22 protein-coding genes are annotated in these 22,705 nt (G+C 74.3%); 16 read left to right on the plus strand and 6 right to left on the minus strand.

Translation table 11 applies throughout. From position 1 onward, the window contains the following. The first annotated feature begins 41 nt into the window (after positions 1 to 41). From KPL59_RS19610 to KPL59_RS19620, 3 genes are all read left to right on the plus strand, one after another. On the plus strand, positions 42 to 1,703 hold the full coding sequence (locus KPL59_RS19610; RefSeq protein WP_226352710.1) for a putative PEP-binding protein: 1,662 nt from the start codon (positions 42 to 44) through the stop codon (positions 1,701 to 1,703). Between the two features lie 79 nt (positions 1,704 to 1,782). Further along, the gene (locus KPL59_RS19615; RefSeq protein WP_060714014.1) at positions 1,783 to 2,400 is read left to right on the plus strand and encodes a ClpP family protease; all 618 of its coding nucleotides are present in this window, start codon (positions 1,783 to 1,785) and stop codon (positions 2,398 to 2,400) included. Positions 2,401 to 2,405: 5 nt separating this feature from the next. Continuing rightward, positions 2,406 to 3,017: a ClpP family protease gene (locus KPL59_RS19620; RefSeq protein ID WP_075312677.1), complete on the plus strand. Its 612-nt coding sequence runs from the start codon at positions 2,406 to 2,408 to the stop codon at positions 3,015 to 3,017. 3 nt (positions 3,018 to 3,020) lie between these two features. On the opposite strand, the gene KPL59_RS19625 is transcribed toward KPL59_RS19620, so the two are convergent. The 3 genes from KPL59_RS19625 to KPL59_RS19635 all read right to left on the minus strand — a co-directional run bounded on the left by KPL59_RS19625 (position 3,021) and on the right by KPL59_RS19635 (position 4,602). Further along, positions 3,021 to 3,302, minus strand: coding sequence for a helix-turn-helix domain-containing protein (locus KPL59_RS19625; protein WP_226352712.1), 282 nt, complete (start codon positions 3,300 to 3,302; stop codon positions 3,021 to 3,023). Positions 3,303 to 3,374: 72 nt separating this feature from the next. Next, positions 3,375 to 4,220 carry an alpha/beta fold hydrolase gene (locus KPL59_RS19630; protein ID WP_226352713.1) on the minus strand — a complete coding sequence of 282 codons (846 nt, stop codon included), beginning with the start codon at positions 4,218 to 4,220 and terminating at the stop codon, positions 3,375 to 3,377. A gap of 64 nt (positions 4,221 to 4,284) precedes the next feature. After that, entirely contained in the window at positions 4,285 to 4,602 is a 318-nt protein-coding gene (locus KPL59_RS19635; RefSeq protein WP_020623405.1) for a metalloregulator ArsR/SmtB family transcription factor, read from the minus strand. Positions 4,603 to 4,702: 100 nt separating this feature from the next. On the opposite strand from KPL59_RS19635, the gene KPL59_RS19640 reads away from it, so the two are divergent. Further along, a complete protein-coding gene (locus tag KPL59_RS19640) occupies positions 4,703 to 6,631 on the plus strand; it encodes a heavy metal translocating P-type ATPase (RefSeq protein WP_226361629.1) in 1,929 nt (642 codons plus the stop codon). Positions 6,632 to 6,641: 10 nt separating this feature from the next. Here the strand turns inward: KPL59_RS19640 and KPL59_RS19645 are convergent, their stop codons facing one another. Then, a complete protein-coding gene (locus tag KPL59_RS19645; protein WP_226352715.1) occupies positions 6,642 to 7,265 on the minus strand; it encodes a TetR/AcrR family transcriptional regulator in 624 nt (207 codons plus the stop codon). 114 nt (positions 7,266 to 7,379) lie between these two features. On the opposite strand from KPL59_RS19645, the gene KPL59_RS19650 reads away from it, so the two are divergent. After that, positions 7,380 to 9,578 (plus strand): ATP-binding protein, encoded by a 2,199-nt coding sequence (locus KPL59_RS19650; RefSeq protein ID WP_226361630.1) that lies wholly within the window; start codon positions 7,380 to 7,382, stop codon positions 9,576 to 9,578. 15 nt (positions 9,579 to 9,593) lie between these two features. Here KPL59_RS19650 and KPL59_RS19655 read toward each other — a convergent pair whose 3' ends face one another. Further along, the gene (locus KPL59_RS19655) at positions 9,594 to 10,283 is read right to left on the minus strand and encodes a response regulator transcription factor (protein ID WP_020627727.1); all 690 of its coding nucleotides are present in this window, start codon (positions 10,281 to 10,283) and stop codon (positions 9,594 to 9,596) included. Positions 10,284 to 10,386: 103 nt separating this feature from the next. On the opposite strand from KPL59_RS19655, the gene KPL59_RS19660 reads away from it, so the two are divergent. From KPL59_RS19660 to KPL59_RS19710, 11 genes are all read left to right on the plus strand, one after another. Further along, entirely contained in the window at positions 10,387 to 11,985 is a 1,599-nt protein-coding gene (locus tag KPL59_RS19660) for a carboxyl transferase domain-containing protein (protein WP_308187921.1), read from the plus strand. Between the two features lie 8 nt (positions 11,986 to 11,993). Next, positions 11,994 to 14,075 (plus strand): biotin carboxylase N-terminal domain-containing protein, encoded by a 2,082-nt coding sequence (locus KPL59_RS19665; RefSeq protein ID WP_226352716.1) that lies wholly within the window; start codon positions 11,994 to 11,996, stop codon positions 14,073 to 14,075. After that, on the plus strand, positions 14,072 to 15,232 hold the full coding sequence (locus KPL59_RS19670) for an acyl-CoA dehydrogenase family protein (protein ID WP_020627022.1): 1,161 nt from the start codon (positions 14,072 to 14,074) through the stop codon (positions 15,230 to 15,232). Before KPL59_RS19665 ends, KPL59_RS19670 begins: the two co-directional genes overlap by 4 nt. A 92-nt stretch (positions 15,233 to 15,324) precedes the next feature. Next, positions 15,325 to 16,344, plus strand: coding sequence for an NADP-dependent oxidoreductase (locus KPL59_RS19675; protein WP_226361631.1), 1,020 nt, complete (start codon positions 15,325 to 15,327; stop codon positions 16,342 to 16,344). Between the two features lie 22 nt (positions 16,345 to 16,366). Then, positions 16,367 to 17,830 (plus strand): fused MFS/spermidine synthase, encoded by a 1,464-nt coding sequence (locus tag KPL59_RS19680; RefSeq protein ID WP_226352718.1) that lies wholly within the window; start codon positions 16,367 to 16,369, stop codon positions 17,828 to 17,830. A 479-nt stretch (positions 17,831 to 18,309) separates the two neighbouring features. Beyond that, positions 18,310 to 18,750 (plus strand): hypothetical protein, encoded by a 441-nt coding sequence (locus tag KPL59_RS19685; RefSeq protein ID WP_020627019.1) that lies wholly within the window; start codon positions 18,310 to 18,312, stop codon positions 18,748 to 18,750. Positions 18,751 to 18,812: 62 nt separating this feature from the next. After that, positions 18,813 to 19,673: an ABC transporter substrate-binding protein gene (locus tag KPL59_RS19690; RefSeq protein ID WP_226361632.1), complete on the plus strand. Its 861-nt coding sequence runs from the start codon at positions 18,813 to 18,815 to the stop codon at positions 19,671 to 19,673. Further along, the gene (locus KPL59_RS19695) at positions 19,670 to 20,533 is read left to right on the plus strand and encodes an amino acid ABC transporter permease (protein WP_226352720.1); all 864 of its coding nucleotides are present in this window, start codon (positions 19,670 to 19,672) and stop codon (positions 20,531 to 20,533) included. The genes KPL59_RS19690 and KPL59_RS19695 overlap by 4 nt, the downstream gene beginning before the upstream one ends. Then, positions 20,530 to 21,279, plus strand: coding sequence for an amino acid ABC transporter ATP-binding protein (locus KPL59_RS19700; protein WP_075309645.1), 750 nt, complete (start codon positions 20,530 to 20,532; stop codon positions 21,277 to 21,279). The genes KPL59_RS19695 and KPL59_RS19700 overlap by 4 nt, the downstream gene beginning before the upstream one ends. Before the next feature lie 58 nt (positions 21,280 to 21,337). Next, entirely contained in the window at positions 21,338 to 21,937 is a 600-nt protein-coding gene (locus tag KPL59_RS19705) for a superoxide dismutase (RefSeq protein ID WP_226352721.1), read from the plus strand. Further along, positions 21,934 to 22,476 (plus strand): flavin reductase family protein, encoded by a 543-nt coding sequence (locus KPL59_RS19710; RefSeq protein WP_226352722.1) that lies wholly within the window; start codon positions 21,934 to 21,936, stop codon positions 22,474 to 22,476. Before KPL59_RS19705 ends, KPL59_RS19710 begins: the two co-directional genes overlap by 4 nt. Here KPL59_RS19710 and KPL59_RS19715 read toward each other — a convergent pair. Further along, complete coding sequence (locus tag KPL59_RS19715) at positions 22,436 to 22,612, minus strand: hypothetical protein (RefSeq protein ID WP_020624792.1); 177 nt, start codon at positions 22,610 to 22,612, stop codon at positions 22,436 to 22,438. The genes KPL59_RS19710 and KPL59_RS19715 overlap by 41 nt on opposite strands. Positions 22,613 to 22,705: the final 93 nt, after the last annotated feature.

Genomic DNA, 22,705 nt, shown 5'->3' on the forward strand with positions numbered 1-22,705 from the left:
TTGTCAACGGGTCACGCCGACGTAACCCCGGGAGCCACTCCATGCCGAGCACGACCGCCCTCACCGGAATCCCTGCCAGCCCCGGCCGCGCCGGCGGCCGCGTCGTCCGCGTCGCCGAGCCGCCGGGTGAGCCGGCCGCCGGTCCCGCCCCGGCCGACGCCGCCGCCGAGGCCGCGCGGATCGCGCCGGCCGTCGAGCTGGTCTCGCAGCGCCTGAGCGCACGTGCCGCGACCGTCACCGGCGACGCGAAGGAGGTGCTCGAGGCGACCGTGTCGATGGTCGGGGACCCCACGCTGCTGGAGAACGCGGAGAACCTGGTGACCGGGCAGGGCCGGCCCGCCGCGCGTGCGGTGTGGGAGGCGGCGAACGCCTTCGCCGAGATGCTGTCCTCGATGGGCGGCTACATGGCCGAGCGTGCCCGCGACATCCACGACGTGCGGGACCGCATCGTCGCCGAGTTGCTGGGGCTGCCCGCACCGGGCGTGGCCGACCTGGACGCGCCCGCCGTGCTCGTCGCGACCGACCTGGCCCCGGCCGACACCGCCGGGCTGAAGCCGGGAGTCGCGCTCGCCCTGGTCACCGAGCAGGGCGGCCCGACCAGCCACACCGCGATCCTCGCGCGCTCGCTGGGGATCCCCGCGGTCGTCGGCTGCGCGGGCGCGGCCGGGATCGCCGAGGGCGCCGCACTGACCGTCGACGGCGGGACCGGCGAGGTCGTCGAGGTCGCCACCCTGGACGAGGCGACCGCGTTCGCCGCCGCCGCCTCGGTCACCGCCGAGTGGGACGGCGTCGGCCGCACCGCCGACGGCCTGGTCGTGCCGGTCCTGGCCAACGTCGGCGACGGCCCCGGCGCGGTGAAGGCTGCGGACGCGCGGGCCGAGGGCGTCGGTCTGTTCCGCACCGAGCTCGCGTTCCTCTCCGCGGCCGACGAGCCGACCGAGGCCGCCCAGCGCGAGGTCTACACGGCGGTGCTGTCCGCGCTCGCCGGCAGGCCGGTCACCGCCCGCACCCTCGACGCCGGCGCGGACAAGCCGCTGCCGTTCCTGTCGCTCGACGGCGAGCCCAATCCCGCCCTCGGCGTGCGTGGTCTGCGGATCGCCCGCGTCCCCGGCAACGGCGACGGCGTGCTGGATCGCCAGCTCGCCGCGCTCGCCGCCGCGGCGAAGGAGACCGACGTCGAGCTCAAGGTGATGGCACCGATGGTCGCCACCGCCGAGGAGGCGCGCTGGTTCGTGGAGCGCTGCCGGGCGCACGGGATCACCCAGGCCGGCGTGATGATCGAGATCCCGGCCGCGGTGCTCACCGCCGACGAGATCATGGCCGAGGTCGACTTCGTCTCGGTCGGCACCAACGACCTGGCCCAGTACCTGTTCGCCGCGGACCGCCAGTCCGGTCCGGTGGCCGCGCTCAACGACCCGTGGCAGCCGGCGCTGCTGCGGCTGATCGGGCTGCTCGGCGAGGCCTCGGCGCGCACCGGCACCCCGGTCGGGGTGTGCGGCGAGGCCGCGGCCGACCCGGGGCTCGCCGCGGTGCTGGTGGGGCTCGGCGTCGCGAGCCTGTCGATGGGCTCGGGGGCGCTCGCCGCGGTCGGGGCGACCCTGGCCGGGCTGACGGTGGAGCAGTGCCGGGAGCGGGCCAGGGCGGCCTGCGCCGCCGCCGACCCGATCGCGGCCCGCCGGGCCGTCGCCGCCCTCGACGGCTGAGGCCTCCGTTCGCCCTGGGCGGAGCTGCCCAGGGCAGAACCGGGCGCGGACCGGGCCGTACCCCGGCCACGGTGGGGTCATGAGCGACTCACCACGCAGCCCCCGCTTCGACGACCGGGCCCGCCGCGACCTCTACGACCAGCGGGTCGTCGTGCTCGACGGCCCCCTCGACGACGACAACGGCACTCTGCTCGCCACCCAGGTCGTGGCACTGGCCGCCCGCGACCCGGACGCCGACATCGCCTTCTGGATCCACTCGCCCGGCGGGTCGGTACCGGCGATGCTGGCGCTGCGGGACCTGTTCCGGCTGGTGCCCTGTGACGTGTCGACGCTCGTGCTCGGCATCGCCTACAGCGCCGGGCAGTTCCTGCTCTCGGCGGGCACGCCGGGCAAGCGGCGCGCGCTGCCGCACTCGCGGGTGCTGATGCACCAGGGCTCGTCGGGGATCGGCGGGACCGCCGTCGACATCGAGCTGCAGGCCGACGACCTGCGCCACACCCGGGACACCGTGCTCGGCCTGATCGCCCAGGACACCGGACAGCCGGTCGACCGGATCTTCACCGACTCGCTGCACGACCGCTGGTACTCGGCGACCGAGGCGCTCGACTACGGCTTCGTCGACGCCGTCGTGGACTCCTTCGACCAGGTGGTGCCGCGCCGCGGTGCCGTCCCGACCGGCTTCGGCGTGGGGCGGTGACGGCGATGAGCACCTACACGATCCCGAACGTCATCGCCCGCACCCCCAGCGGCGAGCGGGTCCTCGACGTCTACTCCCACCTGCTCACCGAGCGTGTCGTCTACCTGGGCACCGAGATCGACGCGGGCGTCGCGAACGCGCTGATCGCCCAGCTGCTGTTCCTCGAGGCCGACGACCCCGACCGCGAGGTGCAGCTCTACGTCAACTGCGGGGGCGGGGACCCCAGCGCGATGCTCGGCATCTACGACACGCTGCGCCACGTCCGCTGCCCGGTCGCGACGACGTGCGTCGGCCAGGCCGTGTCGGTGGGCGCGGTGCTGCTCGCCGCCGGGACCGAGGGCCGCCGGGGCGCGTTGCCGCACGCCCGGGTCGTGCTGCACCAGCCCGCGGCGCAGGGCCGCGGGTCCATCCCGGACCTCATCCTGCAGGCCGACGAGCTGGTCCGGATCCGCGCCGACATCGAGGAGATCCTGGCCCGCCACACCGGGCAGACCGTGGAACGGCTGCGTGCCGACACCGACCACGACCGGGTGTTCACCGCGGCCGCGGCGCGCGACTACGGCCTGCTCGACACGGTGCTCGAGCCGCAGCCGCCGCGGACCCGGGAACGCCGGTGAGGGTCAGGCGGCGAGCGCGTAGGCGCACTGCGGCCCACGGGGTCGCGGCGCGGCCGCCAGGCCGTCGGCGACGCCGCCGGTCAGCCCGGCCAGGTCGGTCCCGAGCGCCCCGGCGACGGCGGCGATCATCTCGCTGGAGGGTTCCTTGCGGCCCCGCTCCACCTCCGAGAGGTACTGCGGGGACACCCCGGCGCGCCCGGCCGTCGCGTGCAGGGTCTCGCCGCGGGCGTGCCGGCGTCGTCGCAGCTCGCGGCCGAGTGCGTGCCGCCAGAGGGGTTCGTTCATGGGGGCACGGTAGGACCGGACGGTCCCCGTCGTCCCCGGGTTCCGCCCACAGCGGAACCCGGGGACGGGCGGTCAGGCCTTCAGGAAGTCGAGCAGGGCGGCGTTGAACTCCTCGGGGTGGGTGGCGTTGAGGCCGTGCGGGCCACCCTCGATCAGCACGAGCTGCGCGCCCTTGATCGACTCGTGGGAGCGCTTGCCGGACACCTCGAACGGGACGATCGCGTCGGCGTCGCCGTGGATGACCAGGGTCGGGATGCCGGCGTCGGAGACCTTCTGCACGTCGCCGCGGAAGTCGGTGCGCCCGAACGCGGCGATGCAGTCCAGGGTGCCCTTCGGCGACGCGAACTCGGCGATCGTGCGGTGGTGGACCCGGCTCGGCTCGCTGATCAGGTCGGTGCGGTCACCCGCGGCGAAGAAGTTCGTCGTGAACCCGTCCAGGAAGGCGATCCGGTCGCCGGTCACACCGTCCTGGAACTGCTCGATGGTGGCGTCGTCGAGGCCGCCGTCGGGGTTGTCGTCGGACTTGTACAGGTACGGCGGGACGGCCGCGGCCAGCACGGCGCGGGCGACCCGGTCGGTGCCGTGCTTCGCGATGTAGCGGACGACCTCGCCGCCGCCCATCGAGAACCCGACGAGGGTGGCCTCGCGCAGGTCGAGGTGCACGAGCAGGGCGTGCAGGTCGTCGGCGAAGGTGTCGTAGTCGTAGCCGTCCCAGGGCTGCGAGGACTGCCCGAAGCCGCGACGGTCGTAGGTGACGACCCGATGGCCGGCCTCGACCAGGGCCGGGACCTGCTTCTCCCAGGAGCGGCCGGAGAGCGGCCAGCCGTGGATCAGCACGACGGGCGCACCGGACCCCTGGTCGGTGTAGTGCAGCTCGAGCGGGCTGCCGCTCTCGGTGCCGATGCTGAGCTGGGGCATGGGGCCCTCCCTGGGAGATCGGTTGTGTGCAACCGAAAGCCTACGCCTCCCCGGCGAGGAGTCATCACTCGACGGTGTCGACCTGCCCGAGCACGCGCTCCAGCACGGCGCGGACCGTCGCGTCCTCCACCGTGTAGTAGACGTAGGTCCCCTCGCGCCGGTTCTCCACCAGGCCCGAGAGCCGCAGCTTCGACAGGTGCTGGCTCACCGCGGTGGGGGCGGCGCCGACGAGGTCGGCCAGGCAGGCCACCGAGGACTCGCCCTGCATCAGTGCCCAGAGGATCTTGACCCGGGTCGGGTCGGAGAGCATGCGCATCGCGTCCGCCACCCGGCGGACCTCGTCCTCGGGCGGCATCGCGAAGCCGGGAATGGACTCGTGCACGCCGCCGAGGATACCTGCGTGACTGCGCGGATGGTCCACCGTCTCAGCATCTGGATGGCTGACTGCATATCTTCGTGCATGCGCAGGTACGGTTCCACGCATGCGATCCGCTCTCTCCCTCCCCGAGGTCCGCTGGGCCGGGGCCGCCCTGCTGGCCTTCCTGGCCGCGCTCGGGGCCGACCTGCTCGGCGCGCCGTCCGCGGTGGTCGTCGGCCTCTATCTGGCCTGCTACGTCCTCGGCGGCTGGGAGCCCGCGCTCGAGGGACTGCGTGCGCTCGGCGAGAAGCGGCTCGACGTCGACCTGCTGATGATCGTCGCCGCGGTCGCGGCGGCGGCGATCGGACAGTGGTTCGACGGCGGCCTGCTCATCGTCATCTTCGCGACGTCCGGGGCGCTGGAGTCGGTCATGACCGCCCGTACCCGGGCCAGCATCGACGCGCTGCTCGACCTCGCCCCGGAGACGGCCGTCGTCGTCGACGACGACGGTGCCGAGCGCACCGTCCCCGCGGCCGGGCTCGTCGCGGGACAGGTCGTCGTCGTCCGTCCGGGAGAGCGGATCCCCGGCGACGGCACCGTGCTCGACGGGGTGTCGGAGGTCGACACCTCCGCGCTGACCGGGGAGCCGGTCCCGGCCCGCACCGGCCCCGGCGACACGGTGCTCGCGGGCACCGTGAACGGCACCGGCGTGCTGCGGGTCCGGGTCTCGCGGGACGCGGCGGACACGGTCGTCGCGGGGGTCGCGGCGCAGGTCGAGCGGGCCGCGGAGACCAAGGCGGGCCGCCAGCTGTTCATCGAGCGCGTCGAGCAGCGCTACTCGGTGCTGGTCGTCGCGGGGACGGTCCTGCTGCTCACCGTGCCGCTGCTGCTCGGTGCCCCGTTCACCGAGACACTGCTCCGCGCGATCGTCTTCATGATCGTGGCCTCGCCGTGCGCGATCGTGCTCGCGACGATGCCGCCGCTGCTCGCCGCGGTCGCGGTGTCCGGCCGGCGCGGGACGCTGGTCAAGGACGTCACCGTGCTGGAGGCGCTCGCCGAGGTCGACACCGTGGTGCTGGACAAGACCGGCACGCTGACCTCCGGCCGCCCGCAGGTGGTGTCGGTGACCCCGCTCGGGTCCCGGTCCGCCGACGAGCTGCTCGCCCTGGCCGGGGCCGCCGAGGCCGGCAGCGAGCACGTGCTGGGCCGGGCGGTCCGCGCGCACGCCCTGGAACGCGGCCTGCGGCTGCCACGGGCCGAAGGGTTCACCGCGGTCCCGGGCGAGGGGGTGCGGGCGGTCGTCGACGGGCGGAGCGTCGCCGTCGGGCGCCCGGAGCTCGCCGGCGACGTCGAGGTCCCCGGGGTCGCGGCGCTGCAGGAGGCGGGGCGGACCGCCGTCGTGGTGCTGGTGGACGGCGAGCCCGCCGGGGTGCTCGGGCTGTCCGACGAGCCGCGCCCGGGTGCCGCGGACGCGCTGGCCGCGCTGCGCCGGGAGGTCGGCGGCGAGCCGCAGGTCCTCACCGGCGACGCCGAGCGCCCGGCCCGGGTGCTCGCCGGCCGGCTCGGCCTGACCCGGGTCCGGGCCGGGCTGCTGCCCGACGGCAAGGTCGAGGTCGTCCGCGCCGAGCAGGCGAAGGGTCGCCGAGTGCTCGCCGCGGGTGACGGCATCAACGACGCACCGCTGCTCGCCTCGGCCGACGTCGGGCTCGTCGTCTCCGAGGGGGCGGGGGCGCTGTCCCTGGAGGCCGCCGACGGCGTGCTCACCCGGGACCCGCTCGGCTCGCTCGCGCCGCTGGTGGTGCTGGCCCGGCGGGCACGGCGGATCGCGCGGGCGAACCTGGCCTTCGCCGCCACGGTGATCGTCGTCCTGGTCGGGTGGGACCTGGTCGGGACGTTGCCCCTGGTCGTCGGCGTCGCCGGGCACGAGCTGTCCACGGTGCTGGTGTGCCTGAACGGGCTGCGGCTGCTCGTCGTCGCGCGCCGGGAGGACCGGCGGGCCCGGTCCGCCGTCGCGCCGGCCGTGCCGGTCGAGCGGGAGCGCGTCGGCGTCTGAGGCCCGCCCCTCACGCGGGGGCGGCGACCAGCGCGGCCAGTGCCATCCGGCGCAGCACCGCGGCCCGGGCGTCCGCGCCGCGCGCGGACGGCTGCTCGGCTCGCGGTGCGTACGGCGTGGAGTTGAGCAGGCCGAACACCCCGTGTGCGACGGTGCGGGCCTCGGCCGGGGCGACGTCGGGGTGCACCCGGCGCAGGGTGTCCACCCACAGCTCGACGTAGGTGCGCTGCAGCCGTCGCACGGTCCGGCGCGGCTCCTCGGGCAGGTTCGCGAGGTCCCGGTCCTGCACGACGATCAGCTCCGGCTCGCGGGTCGCGAACGCGACGTGGAAGTCGACGAGGTCGGCCAGCGCGGCCCGCGGGTCGTCGTGGTGCACGCGGGCCCGCCCGCCGTCGAGCAGCCGCTCGGAGATGTCGATGAGCAGCTCCGCGAGCAGCGCCTCCTTGCCGGGGAAGTGCCGGTAGAGCGCGGGGCCGCTGACGCCGACCGCGGCGCCCAGGTCGGCGATGCTCACCCCGTGGAAGCCGTGCCGGGCGAACAGTCGGGCTGCCTCGGTGAGGATCTGCTCGCGCCGCGACGGGGCCTCCGTGCGCGTGCCCGCGCCGTCCGGGGGAGAGGCTCCTGCTGCGGCCATCGGGTGATCGTAGCGTCGTCGGTTAACGGATGTTAACGCCTGGTGCGGTCCGTCTCAGGTTGCGCACAGGTCGACGGCGATACCCTCGTGGGCGTGATGAGGACCCTGCGCCGGATGCGTGAGCGTCTCGGCGTGCGCGCGGCGTCCGCCCTGGCGGCGGCCGCGGCGGTCGCGATGGTGCTCGTCGTCGCCGGTGTGTCGCTGGTGCTGATCCTGGAGGGCCAGCTCAAGCGCAACACCGAGGAGGCGCTGCTGGCGAACGCCCAGCAGGTCGCCGAGCGGATCCAGGCGAACTTCGCCGACTACCGCCCCGGTGACCCGGCCAAGGAGAACGCGGTGGTCACCACCGCCCGCCGGACCGACTTCGTGCAGGTCGTGACCGCCTGGAGCGACCGGACCGGTGCCCCGGACGACCGCGTCGGGTCGAACGGCCAGGGGCGCAACATCGAGGTGTTCGCCGCCTCCGAGCCGCTGGACGACCGGCCGCAGCTGGTGGACTGGGTCCTCGCCCCGCACGAGACGCGGTCCCAGATGGACGTGCCGGTCACCTACCACGACGCCGGGGGCCCGGGGCTCGACCCCCGGTCCGGCCCGCTGGAGACCGAGGACATGATGGTCGTCGGGCTCGGTGTGCGGGCTTTCGACCGGCCGATCACGATCTACTCCGCCCAGCCGACCGACCAGATGCACCGGGCCGTTGACCTGGTCACCTGGCTCGTCGCGGGCGGCGTGCCGCTGCTGGTGCTGGTCGCCGGCGGCTTCACCTACCTGTTCGCCGGTCGCGCGCTGCGCCCGGTGGAGGACATGCGCGCCCGGGTCGCGGGCATGGGGGACAAGGATCTGTCCCAGCGTGTCGACGAACCCGTCGCGCGCGACGAGGTCGGCCGCCTCGCCCGCACCATGAACCAGATGCTCGGGCGGCTCGAGTCCTCCCAGGCCACCCAGCGCCGCTTCGTCGCCGACGCCAGCCACGAGCTGCGCAGCCCGCTCGCGACCGTGTCGACCGGGCTGGAGCTGCTCGGCTCCGGGATGCCGGAGTCCTCCGCGGACCGGGCCACCGTCGACGTGCTGCGCGGGGAGGCCTCCCGGCTGACCGGCCTGGTCGAGAACCTGCTGTTCCTCGCCCGCGCCGACGAGCGCGGCATCGCGCCGCGCCGCGAGGAGGTCGACCTCGACGAGATCGCCGACGCCGAGCGGGAGCGTCCGTCGGCCGAGACCGCCGTCGCGGTCCGGGTGACCAGCGAGCCCGTCCGGGTGGTCGGTGACCGCGGGCAGCTGGTCCGGGTGCTGCGCAACCTGGTCGACAACGCCAAGCGGCACGCGTCGTCGACGGTCGCGGTGTCGGTCCGCGCCGAGGACGGCGTCGCCGTGATCGAGGTCGACGACGACGGCAACGGCGTCCCCGAGGCCGACCGCGCCCGGGTCTTCGAGCGCTTCGTCCGGCTCGACGAGGCCCGCGCCCGCGGCGACGGCGGCTCCGGGCTCGGCCTCGCGATCGTCGCCGAGCTGGTCGCGGCGCACGGCGGGACGGTGGAGGCGACGTCGTCGCCGGAGCTGGGCGGGGCCCGGTTCCGGGTCACCGTGCCCGCCGCGCCGGCGCCGCTGCCCGAGGAGGAGACCCCCGAGCCGGTCGGTGTCGAGCACGCCGGCGCCGACGCCGGGCCCTCCGCGGAGCTGTGCGACGACCGGCCCTCCGGTCCGATCCCGCGGGTGACCACCAGGTCCCGGTGGGCGCGGGAGGAGGAGCCCGCCGACTTCGGCCCGGACGCCTGGGTGGGGCACGGCGGGCAGGACGACGCCGACCGCGGGGCGCCCGAGCACGTCGCGGTGCAGTCCGGGGCGGTGCAGCCCGGGGCAGCGCAGGCCGGGGCGGTGCAGTCCGGGGCGGTGCAGGGTGCGTCGCCGCGCGGGACCGCCGGTCCGGGTGGCATGATGTGCACGCCCGGTGACCCGGCCGTCACCCACGGCTCGGGCACGGACGGTCGGCCCTCGGACAGCGCTCAGGGGACGGCCCCGCCCGACCCGGAGGACGACGTGTCCGCACCGCCCGCCCACAGTCGTCTCGACCCGCCGACCGGCCCGCTGCCGATCCGGCCGAACACCGTCGGCAGCCCGTTCGACGAGAACGCCACCCGGCCGTTGCCGGTCGTCACGCCGCGGGAGCAGCGGGGCCGCGCCGGCACCGCCGTCGCCGGCCGGGAGACGACCCGCGAGGCACGTGACACCCGGGCCGCCGGGCGCCAGCCCGCCCTGGCCGGGCGCGAGCCGGTCGTCACGCCGTCGCCGCGGCGGCCGTCCGACCGTCGTCGCTGAGCGGGTCCCCGCAGGTCAGCGGGGCGGCGCGGGCGCGGGCTCGGACATCCGGTAGCCGACGCCGCGCAGCGTCTCGATGCTGTGCGTCCCGAACGGAGCGTCGATCTTGCGGCGCAGGTAGCCGACGTAGACCTCGACGACGTTGACCTCGCCGTCGTAGTGGGCGTCCCAGACCGAGCGCAGGATGTCGGTCTTGGTCACGACCTGCCCGGTGTTCTGCATCAGGTGCTCGAGCACGCCGAACTCGCGCGGGGTCAGCGGGATCTCGGTCTCGCCGCGGTGCACCCGGTGGGTCCCCGGGTCCAGCGTGAGGTCCCCGACCCGCAGGACGGTCGGTGCGGCCTCCCCGGCCCGGCGCAACAGCGCGCGCAGCCGGGCCTGCAGCACGACGAACGAGAACGGCTTGGTCAGGTAGTCGTCCGCGCCGAGGTCGAAGGCGTCGGCCTCGTCGTACTCGCCGTCCTTGGCGGTCAGCATGAGCACCGGCGTCCACACGCCCCGGTCGCGCAGGTGCTGCAGGATCCGGTAGCCCGACAGGCCCGGCAGCATGATGTCGAGGATGACCACGTCGTGCCGGCCGGTCAGCGCGAGCTGCAGCCCGGTGGGGCCGTCGTGTGCGACCTCCACCTCGTGCCCCTCCCCGGTCAGGCCCCGGCGGACCAGTTCGGCGAGCGGCTTCTCGTCCTCGACCAGCAGCAGGCGCACGTCTCCCAGAGTAGAGGTCGCCGACCCCGGCTCTGGACGACGCGTGTTAACAACCGCTAACCTGTTAACAGTCATTAACAGACAGCGTTCCCCGGGAGGTCCGATGACGGCACCGCAGGCCCCACCCGCGCCGGCCCCGGAGGCCCCGCGGCTCGGCACGGCGGTGGACCCGGCTGACCCGCGCGCCGTGGAGAACGACGCCGCGCACCGCGCCCTGGTCGCCGACCTGCGCGACCGGCTGGAGCGGACCCGGCTCGGCGGGCCGGAGCGCTCGCGGGCCCGGCACGTCGAACGCGGGAAGCTGCTGCCGCGCGACCGGGTGGACGCGCTGGTCGACCCGTCGTCGCCGTTCCTGGAGCTGTCCCCGCTGGCGGCCCACGGCATGTACGACGACCAGGCCCCCGGCGCCGGGATGATCACCGGGGTCGGGCGGGTCGCCGGCCGGGAGGTCGTGGTCGTCGCCAACGACGCGACCGTCAAGGGCGGCACCTACTACCCGATGACGGTCAAGAAGCACCTGCGCGCGCAGGAGGTGGCGCTGCACAACCGGCTGCCGTGTGTGTACCTGGTCGACTCCGGGGGCGCGTACCTGCCCGAGCAGGACGACGTGTTCCCCGACCGCGAGCACTTCGGGCGCATCTTCTACAACCAGGCGCAGATGTCGGGCCGGGGCATCCCGCAGATCGCGGCCGTCCTCGGGTCCTGCACCGCGGGTGGCGCCTACGTCCCCGCGATGAGCGACGAGGCCGTGATCGTCCGCAACCAGGGCACGATCTTCCTGGGCGGCCCGCCGCTGGTGAAGGCCGCGACCGGCGAGGTCGTCACCGCCGAGGAGCTGGGCGGCGGGGACCTGCACGCGAAGGTCTCCGGCGTCACCGACCACCTCGCCGTCGACGACGCGGACGCGCTCGCCAGGGTCCGCGCGATCGTCGCGACGCTCGGCCCGCGCGCCCCGCGGCCGTGGGAGGTGCGCCCCACCGAGGAGCCCGCCGTCGACCCCGCCGGGCTCTACGCCGCGGTGCCCACCGACACCCGCACCCCCTACGACGTGCGCGAGGTGATCGCCCGCGTCGTCGACGGCTCCCGGTTCGCGGAGTTCAAGTCCGAGTACGGCACCACCCTGGTGACCGGGTTCGCCCGGATCCACGGCCACCCGGTCGGGATCGTCGCCAACAACGGGATCCTGTTCTCCGAGTCCGCGCTCAAGGGCGCCCACTTCGTCGAGCTGTGCGACCAGCGCGGCATCCCGCTGGTGTTCCTGCAGAACATCTCCGGGTTCATGGTCGGCCGCGAGTACGAGGCGGGCGGCATCGCCCGCAACGGCGCGAAGATGGTCACCGCGGTGGCCTCCACTCGGGTGCCGAAGCTGACCGTCGTCATCGGCGGGTCCTTCGGCGCCGGCAACTACGCCATGTGCGGGCGGGCGTACTCGCCCCGGTTCCTGTTCATGTGGCCGAACGCCCGGATCTCGGTCATGGGCGGCGAGCAGGCGGCCACCGTGCTCGGCACCGTCGGCAACGCCGACCCGGACGCGATCCGCGCCCAGTACGAGGAGCAGGGACACCCCTACTACTCCACCGCCCGGCTGTGGGACGACGGCGTCATCGACCCCGCCGACACCCGCACCGTCCTCGGGTTGTCGCTGTCCGTCGCCGCCAACGCGCCCCTGGCCGACCCGGCCTTCGGCGTCTTCCGGATGTGAGGCCCCCCATGGGATCGGCACTGTTCGACACCGTCCTGGTCGCGAACCGCGGCGAGATCGCGGTCCGCGTCATCCGCACCCTGCGTGCGCTGGGCGTCCGGTCGGTCGCCGTGTACTCCGACGCCGACGCCGCGGCCCCGCACGTCCGCGCCGCGGACGAGGCCGTCCGGATCGGCCCGGCCGCCGCGGGCGAGTCCTACCTGTCGGTGGAGAACGTGATCGCCGCCGCCCGGGTCACCGGTGCGCAGGCGATCCACCCCGGCTACGGCTTCCTGTCCGAGAACACCGCGTTCGCCGCCGCCTGCGAACGGGCGGGGATCGCCTTCGTCGGGCCGCCGTCGTCGGCGATCGAGGCGATGGGCGACAAGATCCGCGCCAAGCAGACCGTCGCGAAGGCCGGGGTGCCGGTCGTGCCCGGGTCCGACGGCGCCGGCCTCACCGACGACGACCTGGCCGCCGTCGTCGCCGACATCGGGTACCCGGTGCTGCTCAAGCCGTCGGCCGGCGGGGGCGGCAAGGGCATGCGCGAGGTCCACACCCCCGAGCAGCTGGCCGACGCGATCGCCGGTGCGCGTCGCGAGGCCCGCGGTTCCTTCGGCGACGACACCCTGCTCGTCGAGCGGCTGGTCACCACGCCGCGGCACATCGAGATCCAGGTGATGGCCGACGCGCACGGCACCGTCGTGCACCTCGGCGAGCGCGAGTGCTCGCTGCAGCGCCGCCACCAGAAGATCATCGAGGAGGCGCCGTCGGCTCTGCTCACCCCCACGCAGCGCGCGGAGATGGGCCGCGCCGCCTGCGAGGCGGCGCGCTCGGTCGGCTACACCGGCGCGGGCACCGTCGAGTTCATCGTGAGCTCCGACCGGCCCGAGGAGTTCTTCTTCCTGGAGATGAACACCCGTCTGCAGGTCGAGCACCCGGTCACCGAGGAGGTCACCGGCCTGGACCTGGTCGAGCTGCAGCTGCGCGTCGCCGCCGGGGAGCCGCTGCCGATCACCCAGGACGACGTGGTCCTCACCGGGCACGCGGTGGAGGCCCGGGTGTACGCCGAGGCCGCCGCCGTCTCTGGTGACGCGCTCACCTTCCTCCCGTCCGGCGGACCGGTGCTGGCCTGGACACCGCCGCCCGGGGTGCGGGTCGACGCCGGGATCGAGACCGGCACCGTGGTCGGGTCGGACTACGACCCGATGCTGGCCAAAGTGATCGCCCACGGCGCCACCCGCGACGAGGCGCTGCGCCGGCTCGACGCCGCGCTGCGCGACACGGTGCTGCTCGGGCTCGACTCCAACATCGGGTTCCTGCGGGCCCTGCTCGCCGACGACGACGTCCGCGCCGGGCGCCTCGACACCGGGCTGATCGCCCGGCGCGGCGCCGCACTCGTCGACGACACGGTCCCCGCCGACGTCCTCGGTGCCCTCGCCGGTCTCGGGCTGCTGCGCCGGGAGCCGGCCGGGCCCGTGGTGGACCCCTTCGACGTCCCCGGTGGCTGGCGGGTAGGGGAGCCCGCCTGGACGGTGAGCCGCCTGGTCACCGGGGGCGCCGACGGTGCCGTCGAGGTGCGCGCCCGCGGCCGGGCGGCCGGGTTCGACCTGGCGCTGCCCGCCGCGGACGGGCCGGCGGACGGGGTTCCGGGGGACACCGCCGTCCCGGCGTCGGTAGCACCCGCCGCGGCCGTCGTCCGGTGCCGCACCGCCGCCGTCGCACCGGGGGTCGTGGAGCACACCCAGGACGGGCGCACCCGCCGGTTCGCCGTCGCTGAGGGTGCCGACGGGGTCGTCTGGATCGGCCGCGACGGGCACGCCTGGAGCCTGCGGGAGCAGGCGCCGACGGAGGCCGCCGCGATCGCCGGCGGCGCGGGCGGTCCGGTCGTCTCGCCGATGCCGGGGACGGTCACCGTCGTCGAGGTCACCGACGGGGACGCCGTCGTCGCAGGTCAGAAGCTGGTCGTCGTCGAGGCCATGAAGATGGAACACGTGCTCACCGCCCCCGTCGACGGGACGGTGCGCGAGCTGAGGGCCCGGGCCGGAGCCACCGTCGCGAAGGACGCTGTGCTGCTCGTGGTCGAGCCCGTATCGGAGGAGCAGGCATGACCGTCGCCCAGGACACCACCACCGCCGAGGAGTACGAGGCGCTGCGCGCCGCGGTCGAGGAGTTCGCGCGCACCGAGGTGGCCCCGGTCATCGGGGACCTCTACATCCGCGAGGAGTTCCCCTACGCGATCACCGCGAAGATGGGCGAGATGGGCCTGTTCGGCCTGCCCGTCCCGGAGGAGTACGGCGGGCAGGGCGGCGACTACCACGCCCTCTGCCTGGCCCTGGAGGAGCTGGCGCGGGTCGACTCCTCGGTCGCGATCACCGTCGAGGCCGGCGTCGGGCTCGGTGCCATGCCGATCCTGCGGTTCGGCACCGACGAGCAGAAGTCGCGCTGGCTGCCCGACCTCGCCGCGGGCCGCGCGCTGGGCGCCTTCGGGCTCACCGAACCCGGTGGCGGCTCCGACGCTGGCGCCACCCGCACCACCGCCCGGCTCGACGGCGGCGAATGGGTGATCAACGGGTCGAAGTGCTTCATCACCAACTCCGGCACCGACATCACCTCGGTGGTCACCGTCACCGCCGTCACCGGTGAGAAGCCGGACGGCCGCAAGGAGATCTCGGCGATCCTCGTCCCGGCCGGCACCCCCGGGTTCACGGTGAGCGAGAAGTACTCCAAGGTCGGCTGGAACTGCTCCGACACCCGCGAGCTCTTCTTCGACGACGTCCGCGTCCCCGAGGCGAACCTGCTCGGCGAGCGCGGTCGCGGCTACGCCCAGTTCCTGTCCATCCTCGACGAGGGCCGGGTCGCGATCGCGGCGCTGGCGACCGGGCTGGCCCAGGGCTGCGTCGACGAGTCCGTGCGCTACGCCGGCGAGCGCGAGGCGTTCGGGAACACCATCGGCTCCTACCAGGCGATCCAGTTCAAGATCGCCGAGATGGAGGCCCGCGCGCACACCGCCCGGCTGGCCTGGCAGCACGCCGCGCGGCTGCTCGTCGCGGGCGCGCCCTTCAAGAAGGAGGCGGCGATCGCCAAGCTCGTGTCGTCGAACGCGGCGATGGACAACGCGCGCGACGCCACCCAGATCTTCGGCGGATACGGCTTCATGAACGAGTACCCGGTCGGGCGGTTCTACCGCGACGCGAAGATCCTCGAGGTCGGTGAGGGCACCTCCGAGGTGCAGAAGATGCTGATCGCGCGCCACCTGGGCCTGTGACGACGATCCGTTCGGTCACCGAACGACATTCCCGTCACGCGCGTGACGACCGTGATGCGGTGCCGCGCCCGTGTCCGGGGTAGACCGGTGTCATGAGCAACGAGGTCAACCACCAGGTACGGCTCGCCGCGAGCCCGCAGGGCACCCCCGGCCCGGAGGTGTGGGAGCACACCACCGAGCCGGTGCCCGAGCCCGGCGAGGGCCGCATCGTCGTCCGGGTCAGCCACATCTCGCTGGACCCGGCGATGCGCGGCTGGATGAACGAGGGTCGCTCGTACGCGCCCCCGGTCGGGATCGGCGAGGTGATGCGCGCGCTCGGCCTCGGTGAGGTCGTCGCCTCGAAGAATCCGGACTTCGCCGTCGGCGACACCGTCACCGGCGTGCTCGGCGTCCAGGAGTACGTCGAGAGCGACGGCCGCGGCCTGCAGAAGGTCTCGCCGACCGCGGACGTGCCGCCGGAGCGCTACCTCGCGCTGCTCGGCATGACCGGCATGACCGCCTACTTCGGGCTGTTCGACGTCGGTGCCCTCAAGGAGGGGGAGACGGTCGTCGTCTCCGGTGCGGCCGGTGCCGTCGGGTCGGTGGTCGGGCAGCTCGCGAAGGTCAAGGGCGCCCGGGTCATCGGCATCGCGGGCGGTCCGGAGAAGTGCGCGTGGATCACCGACGAGCTCGGGTTCGACGCCGCGATCGACTACCGCTCGGAGAACGTGTCGCAGCGGCTGAAGGAGCTCGCCCCCGACGGCGTGGACGTCTACTTCGACAACGTCGGCGGGGAGATCCTCGACGCCGTGCTCGGCAGGCTCGCGATGCACGCCCGCGTCGTCCTCTGCGGCGCGATCAGCCAGTACAACGCCGAGGGCGGCATGACCGGCCCGAAGAACTACATGAACCTGCTGGTCAGTCGGGCCCGGATGGAGGGCTTCCTGGTCGGGGACTACGTCCCCCGCTGGGGCGAGGCCGGCAAGGAGCTCGCCGGCTGGCTCGCCGAGGGCCGCCTGCACAGCCGCGAGGACGTCGTCGACGGCACCGTCGACGACTTCCCGGAGGTCTTCCTCAAGCTGTTCCGCGGCGAGAACACGGGCAAGCTCGTGCTCCGGCTGAAGCAGGGCTGACCCCGACCGGCACCATGGCGGGGTGCGCCTCGCCATGGCCCGGACCGCCGTCGTCGTCTCGGGGGCGGCGATCCTCGTCGTCGAGACCCTCGCGACCCGGCTCGTCGCGCCCTACGTCGGACTGACCCTCGAGTCGACCACCGCCGTGATCGGGGTGGCCCTCGCCGGGATCGCGGCGGGAGCCTCGCTCGGCGGGCGGTGGGCCGACGAGCGCGACCCGGTCGCCGTCGCCGCGCTGATGATGGTCGTCGGCGGGCTGGGCACCCTGGCCGTACGGCCGGTGGTCCGGCTCCTCGGGCCGCTGCTCGGCGCCGGGCCGTACGCCGCGGTCGTGCTCGTCGCCGCGTCCACCCTGGTCTCGGTGACGGCGCTGGCCGCGGTCACCCCGGCCGTCACCAAGGCCCGGCTGACCGGGCTGGACCGCTCCGGCGAGGTCGTCGGCGGGCTGTCCGCCGCGGGCACCCTCGGGTCGCTCGCCGGCACCTTCCTCACCGGGTTCGTGCTGGTCGCACTGTTGCCGGTGAGCGCGATCCTGCTGGTCACCGCCGCCGCCTGCCTCGTGCTCGGGCTCGTCCTCGCGCCCCGCCGGCGGCGCTCGGACATCGCGAAAGGCGGCGCCGCGGCGCTCCTACTGGCCGTCGCGCTCGTCGCGCTCCCGGGGCGCTGCGACGCCGACACCACCTACTACTGCGCCGCCGTCCGGACCGACCCCGCGGACCCGGCCGGTCGCTACCTGGTGCTCGACGACCTGCGTCACTCCTACGTCCGCCTCGGCGATCCCGCGCACCTGGAGTTCGCCTACACGAAGCGGTTCGCCGCCGCGATCGACACCGCGTTCCCGCAGCCGCGCCCGGTCGACGCGGTGCACGTCGGCGGCGGCGCGCTGACCATGCCGCGCTGGCTCGCCGCGACCCGTCCCGGCAGCACCTCGACCGTGCTGGAGCTGGACCCCGGCGTGATCGACCTCGGGGTCCGCTCGCTCGATGCCGGCGCGATCCCCGGCACGACAGTCCGGACCGGCGACGCCCGGGTGAACCTCGCCGCGCTGCCCGACGACTCCGCCGACCTCGTCGTGGGCGACGCCTTCGGTGCCCGCTCGGTGCCCTGGCACCTGTCCACCACCGAGTTCCTCGACGAGGTGGCGCGGGTGCTGCGCCCGGGCGGGGTCTACGTGCTCAACGTGATCGACCGGTACCCGCTCGACCTGGTCCGGGCCGCCACCGCGACCGTCCAGTCCCGGTTCGCGACGACGATGCTCCTCGCCCGCCCCGACGAGTTCGCCCCCGGCGGGGGCGGGAACGTCGTGGTCGTCGCCTCGGACCGGCCGCTCGACCCGGCCGCGCTCGACGCCGCCGTCGCCCGCTCCGGCGAAGCGGGCGCGGTCCTCGACCCGGCCCGCACCGCCGCGTTCACCGCGGGGACGCCGGTCCTGACCGACGACCGCGCCCCGGTGGACCAGCTGATCACCACGGGGCTGGCGGGGTAGGGCGCCGACCCCTCCGTGCCCCGGGGTGCTGTGCCCCGCTCGCCCTGTCCCGCGTGGCCTGCCCCCCGCCCCGCTCGGCTGCACGCCGGGGCCCGCTGTGCCGCGCCTCCGTCGCCGGCCTGCCGGGCGCCCCGCCACACCGCGCCCCGCCACACCGCGCCCCGCCAGACCCCGCGACCACACCCGCCGAGATGCAGCTCAGCGGGAATTGTGGATCTTCAGCGCCCGCTGAGCTGCATCTCGGCACCGGTGATCCGAGCACGGACGATCCGTCGGCCTGCCGGCCGTTCGTCTCGGTGGAATCAGTCCGGGCTCGGACGATTCGGTGCAGTTGCCGAGCAGCCTCGGGTGCGGCGGGGGCCCACCGGGGCGAGGCGCACCACCGGGGAAGCTGAGGCCGGCCGTGCGGGGGCCGGATCACGCTAGGGTCGGCGACGGGGTCCGGTGGGCCCCGTCGGACGATCGAGGGGGAGACGGGCGTGGCGACCTGGGAGGACCTGAAGGCCTACGTCGTGGTCCGGTACGAGATCGTGCGCCAGGGTGCGGACGAGCTGCGCTTCCGGCTGCCGACGACCGAGGACCGGGACCAGCTCGTCGTCGTGAAGCGGGTGCGGGAGGGTGCGGGCCGCCCCGGCGTCGAGGTCACCGACGCGGCGGCCGCCGTCGCGGACCCGGACCAGGAGTGGGTGCAGATCGAGTCCCCGGTCGCCCGGCTCGGCGAGGTCGACCTCGGCCGTGCCCTGGAGCTGGCCGGGCCGTCGGTGGTCGGCGGGCTGGCCGCGGAGGAGGGCGTCGTGGTGTTCCGGCACTCCATCCCGCTCGGCCCGGCCGCGCTCGACGGGTTCGAGTTCCCGTTCCGCCAGGTCGTCCACCTCGCCGACGAGCTGGAGCACGCGCTCACCGGGCGCGACGACCACTGACGTCACCGTGTCGTGACCCGGTTCACGAAGACCGGGGCCGCCGCCCTGTGAAGGATGTGGGGATGACGCGCGCCCGGACGACGACGATCCTGCTCGCAGCGCTGCTCGCGGCCACGATCGCCGGCTGTGCGCCACAGCCCGACCCGGCCGCGACGGGTAGAGGCGCCGCGGCGGACTGCGCGCCCGGTGCCCTGCCGACCCTGGCGCAGGGCACCCTGACGATCGGCACCGACCAGCCGGTCTACCCACCGTGGTACCTCGACGACGACCCGACGTCCGGCCGCGGTTTCGAGTCCGCCGTGGCCTACGCCGTCGCCGACGATCTCGGGTACCCGCGCGACCGGGTCACCTGGGTGCGCGTCCCGTTCAACGCCGCCATCGCGCCGGGCCCCAAGACCTACGACCTGAACCTCACCGAGTTCTCCATCACCGAGGAGCGCAGGCGGGCGGTCGACTTCTCCAGCCCGTACTACGACGTGCGGCAGGCCGTCGTCGCATTGAAGACCTCGCCACTGGCCCGATCCACGACCGTCGCCCAGCTGAAGGGCGCCCGGCTCGGCGCCCAGATCGGTACGACGAGCCTGGAGCAGCTGAACGCCTCCGTCGCCCCGACCACCCCGGCCGCGGTCTACAACACCAACGACGACGGCAAGCTCGCGCTGTCCAACGGACAGATCGACGGGCTCGTCGTCGACCTGCCCACCGCGTTCCAGATCGTCGGCAGTGACCTGCCCGAGGCGACGATCGTCGGGCAGCTCCCCGCCGGGGGGACCCCCGAGCAGTTCGGCGCGGTGCTGGACAAGGACAGCCCGCTGACCGGGTGCGTCTCCGCCGCCGTCGACCGGCTCCGCGAGCGGGGCACCCTCGCGGCGCTGGAGCAGCAGTGGATCCAGGCCGACGGGGCGGCTCCCGAGCTGCGATGAGCGCATCCGCCGCGGCCGCCGGGCCGCCGCCCCCGAGCCCGCTGGCCCGGGAACGCGCCGCGTACCGCCGTTCCCGGTCCCGCCGGTCCACGCTGATCGCGCTGGCGTCGACCCTGGTCTTCGCGGGACTGCTCGTCGCCGCGGTGGCCGGATCACCCGGCTGGCCACGGGTCCGGGAGACCTTCCTGGACCCGCAGATCGCCTGGGAGTCGCTGCCCACCGTGCTGTCCGGTCTGTGGCTGAACCTGCGGGTCCTGGTCGTCGCCGAGATCGGGGTGCTCGTTCTCGGCCTGCTGATCGCGGTGCTGCGGACCCTGCGCGGTCCGGTCTTCCTCCCGGTGCGGCTGCTCGCGACCGGCTACGTCGACCTGTTCCGCGGTGTCCCGCTGCTCGTGGCCCTCTACCTCATCGGGTTCGGGCTCCCGGCCCTGCGTCTGCAGGGGGTCCCCACCGACGCCGCCGTGCTCGGCACCCTCACGCTCGTGCTGGTCTACTCCGCCTACGTGGCGGAGGTGTTCCGCGCCGGCATCGAGTCGGTGCACCCCTCCCAGCGTGCCGCCGCCCGCTCGCTCGGGCTGACCCAACGGCAGTCGCTGCGTCTGGTGGTGCTCCCGCAGGCGGTGCGCAACGTGCTGCCGCCGCTGCTCAACGACTTCGTCGCGCTGCAGAAGGACGTGGGTCTGATCTCCGTACTCGGTGCGGTGGACGCGATCCGGGCCGCCCAGATCGAGTCCGCCCGCACGTTCAACTTCACCCCCTACGTGGTCGCCGCGCTGCTGTTCGTGGCCCTCGCCGCCCCGACCGGGCGGATCGCCGACGCGTTCGCCCGCCGCGCCACCCGCGCCCGGAGCGGCTCGTGACCCCGGTGCTCGAGGTGTCGGGTCTGGTGAAGACCTACGGCGACCGCGTCGTGCTCCGCGGCATCGACCTGACCGTCGCCGAACACGAGGTCGTCACGCTGATCGGGGCCTCCGGCTCGGGCAAGTCCACCCTGCTGCGCTGCGTCGACCTGCTGGAGGACATCGACGACGGCCGCATCCTGCTCGACGGCACCGACGTGTCCGACCCCCGCGCCGACGACGCCGCGGCCCGCAGGCGGATGGGGGTGGTCTTCCAGTCCTACAACCTGTTCCCGCACATGACGGCGCTGCAGAACGTCGCGCTGGCCCCGCACGTCGTGCACGGCGTCGGGTCGGACGAGGCCGACGGGCGTGCCCGGGAGCTCCTGCAGCGGGTCGGGCTCGGCGACTTCGCGGACGCGTACCCGGACCGTCTCTCCGGCGGTCAGCAGCAGCGGGTCGCGATCGCGCGGGCGCTGGCCGTGCAGCCGCGGCTGCTGCTGCTCGACGAGATCACCTCCGCGCTCGACCCGGAGCTGGTCGGTGAGGTCCTGGAGATCGTGCGCGAGCTCGCCCGGGACGGGGTGACGATCCTGATGGCCACCCACGAGATGGGGTTCGCCCGCCAGGTCGCGGACCGGGTCTGCTTCCTCGACGAGGGCGTCGTCCTGGAGTCGGGCCCGCCGGAGCAGGTGCTCGGGGAACCGGTCGAGGAGCGCACCCGCCGGTTCCTCGCCCGCATCATCGCCGCGGGACGGCTCGGCTGACGGCTGCGGCCGTCGTCACACTTGACCTGAAGTGGGGTTCAGCTACCAGGCTCCTGGCATGGCCGACTACACGCTTCCGGACCTGCCCTACGACTACTCCGCGCTCGCCCCGCACATCGCGCCCGAGATCATGGAGCTGCACCACTCCAAGCACCACAACACCTACGTCCAGGGCCTCAACACCACCCTCGACAAGCTCGCCGAGGCCCGGGACCGCAACGACTTCGGCGCCATCGTCGGACTCGAGAAGACCCTCGCGTTCAACCTCGGCGGCCACGTCAACCACTCCGCCTTCTGGAACAACCTCTCCCCCGACGGCGGCGACAAGCCCACCGGCGACCTCGCCGCCGCCATCGACGAGGACTTCGGCTCCTTCGACGGATTCCAGGCCCACTTCACCGCCGCCGCCACCACCATCCAGGGCTCCGGCTGGGCCATCCTCGGCTACGACCAGCTCGGCGGCCGCCTGCTGATCCACCAGCTCTACGACCAGCAGTCCCAGCTCCCCGCCGGACAGACCCCAATCGTCCTGCTCGACATGTGGGAACACGCCTTCTACCTGCAGTACAAGAACGTGAAGCCCGACTACGTCAAGGCCTGGTGGAACGTCGTGAACTGGGCCGACGCCGCGGAGCGCTTCGCCCTGGCGCGGGCGTGACCGTCGCGGATCCGGCGGGGGGCCTGCGGACGGCGTTCCGCGGGCACCCCGCCGGGGTCGCGGTGCTCACCGCGACCGGGCCCGACGGGCCGGTCGGGATGACGGCGTCGTCGGTCGCCTCGGTCGGGGTGGACCCGCCGGCGGTGTCGTTCTCGACCGCCCGCGACTCACGGTTGGCCCGTGCGCTCGCCGGGGGCGGGACGGTCGTCGTGCACCTGCTCGACGACGCCGACACCGGGCTCGCCGCGGCGTTCGCCGTCCCGGGCGCGCAGCGGTTCGGCTCCGGCGTCCGGTGGGTGACCCTGCCGACCGGGGAGCCGTGGCTGGTCGAGGTGGGCACCGCACTGCGCTGCCGGGTCCTGTCGGTCACCGAGGTCGGCGCGTCGTTGCTGGTCGCGGCCGAGGTCGTCGAGCTGCTCGGGCTGCGCCGCCGCGGCCGTCCGCTGGTGTGGGTCGGGCGGTCCTACCGCGCCGTACCCGTCGGGGACGCCGACGCCGTCACAGCGGCTGCGGATGCACGTCCAGCGCCTGGTCGATGACCGTGCGCAGGCGGTTGAGCAGCTCGTCGGCCTCGCTCCAGGTGACCGCGCCGGTCGCGACGCCGTGACGCAGCTCCTCGGCGATGGTGCGGGCGAATCCGGTGGACCAGGTGTGACGGGGGTCGTTGCTCCGCATGGACGAATTTTGCCCTATGCGACCTGCGGTGTTCACCCCGGGTGCTCGAACCGTTCACAGCGCGTGTGCGAGCGGGTGGGCGAAACCGGTGAC

The organism is Pseudonocardia sp. ICBG1142 (assembly GCF_020496255.1).
Taxonomy (GTDB): domain Bacteria; phylum Actinomycetota; class Actinomycetes; order Mycobacteriales; family Pseudonocardiaceae; genus Pseudonocardia.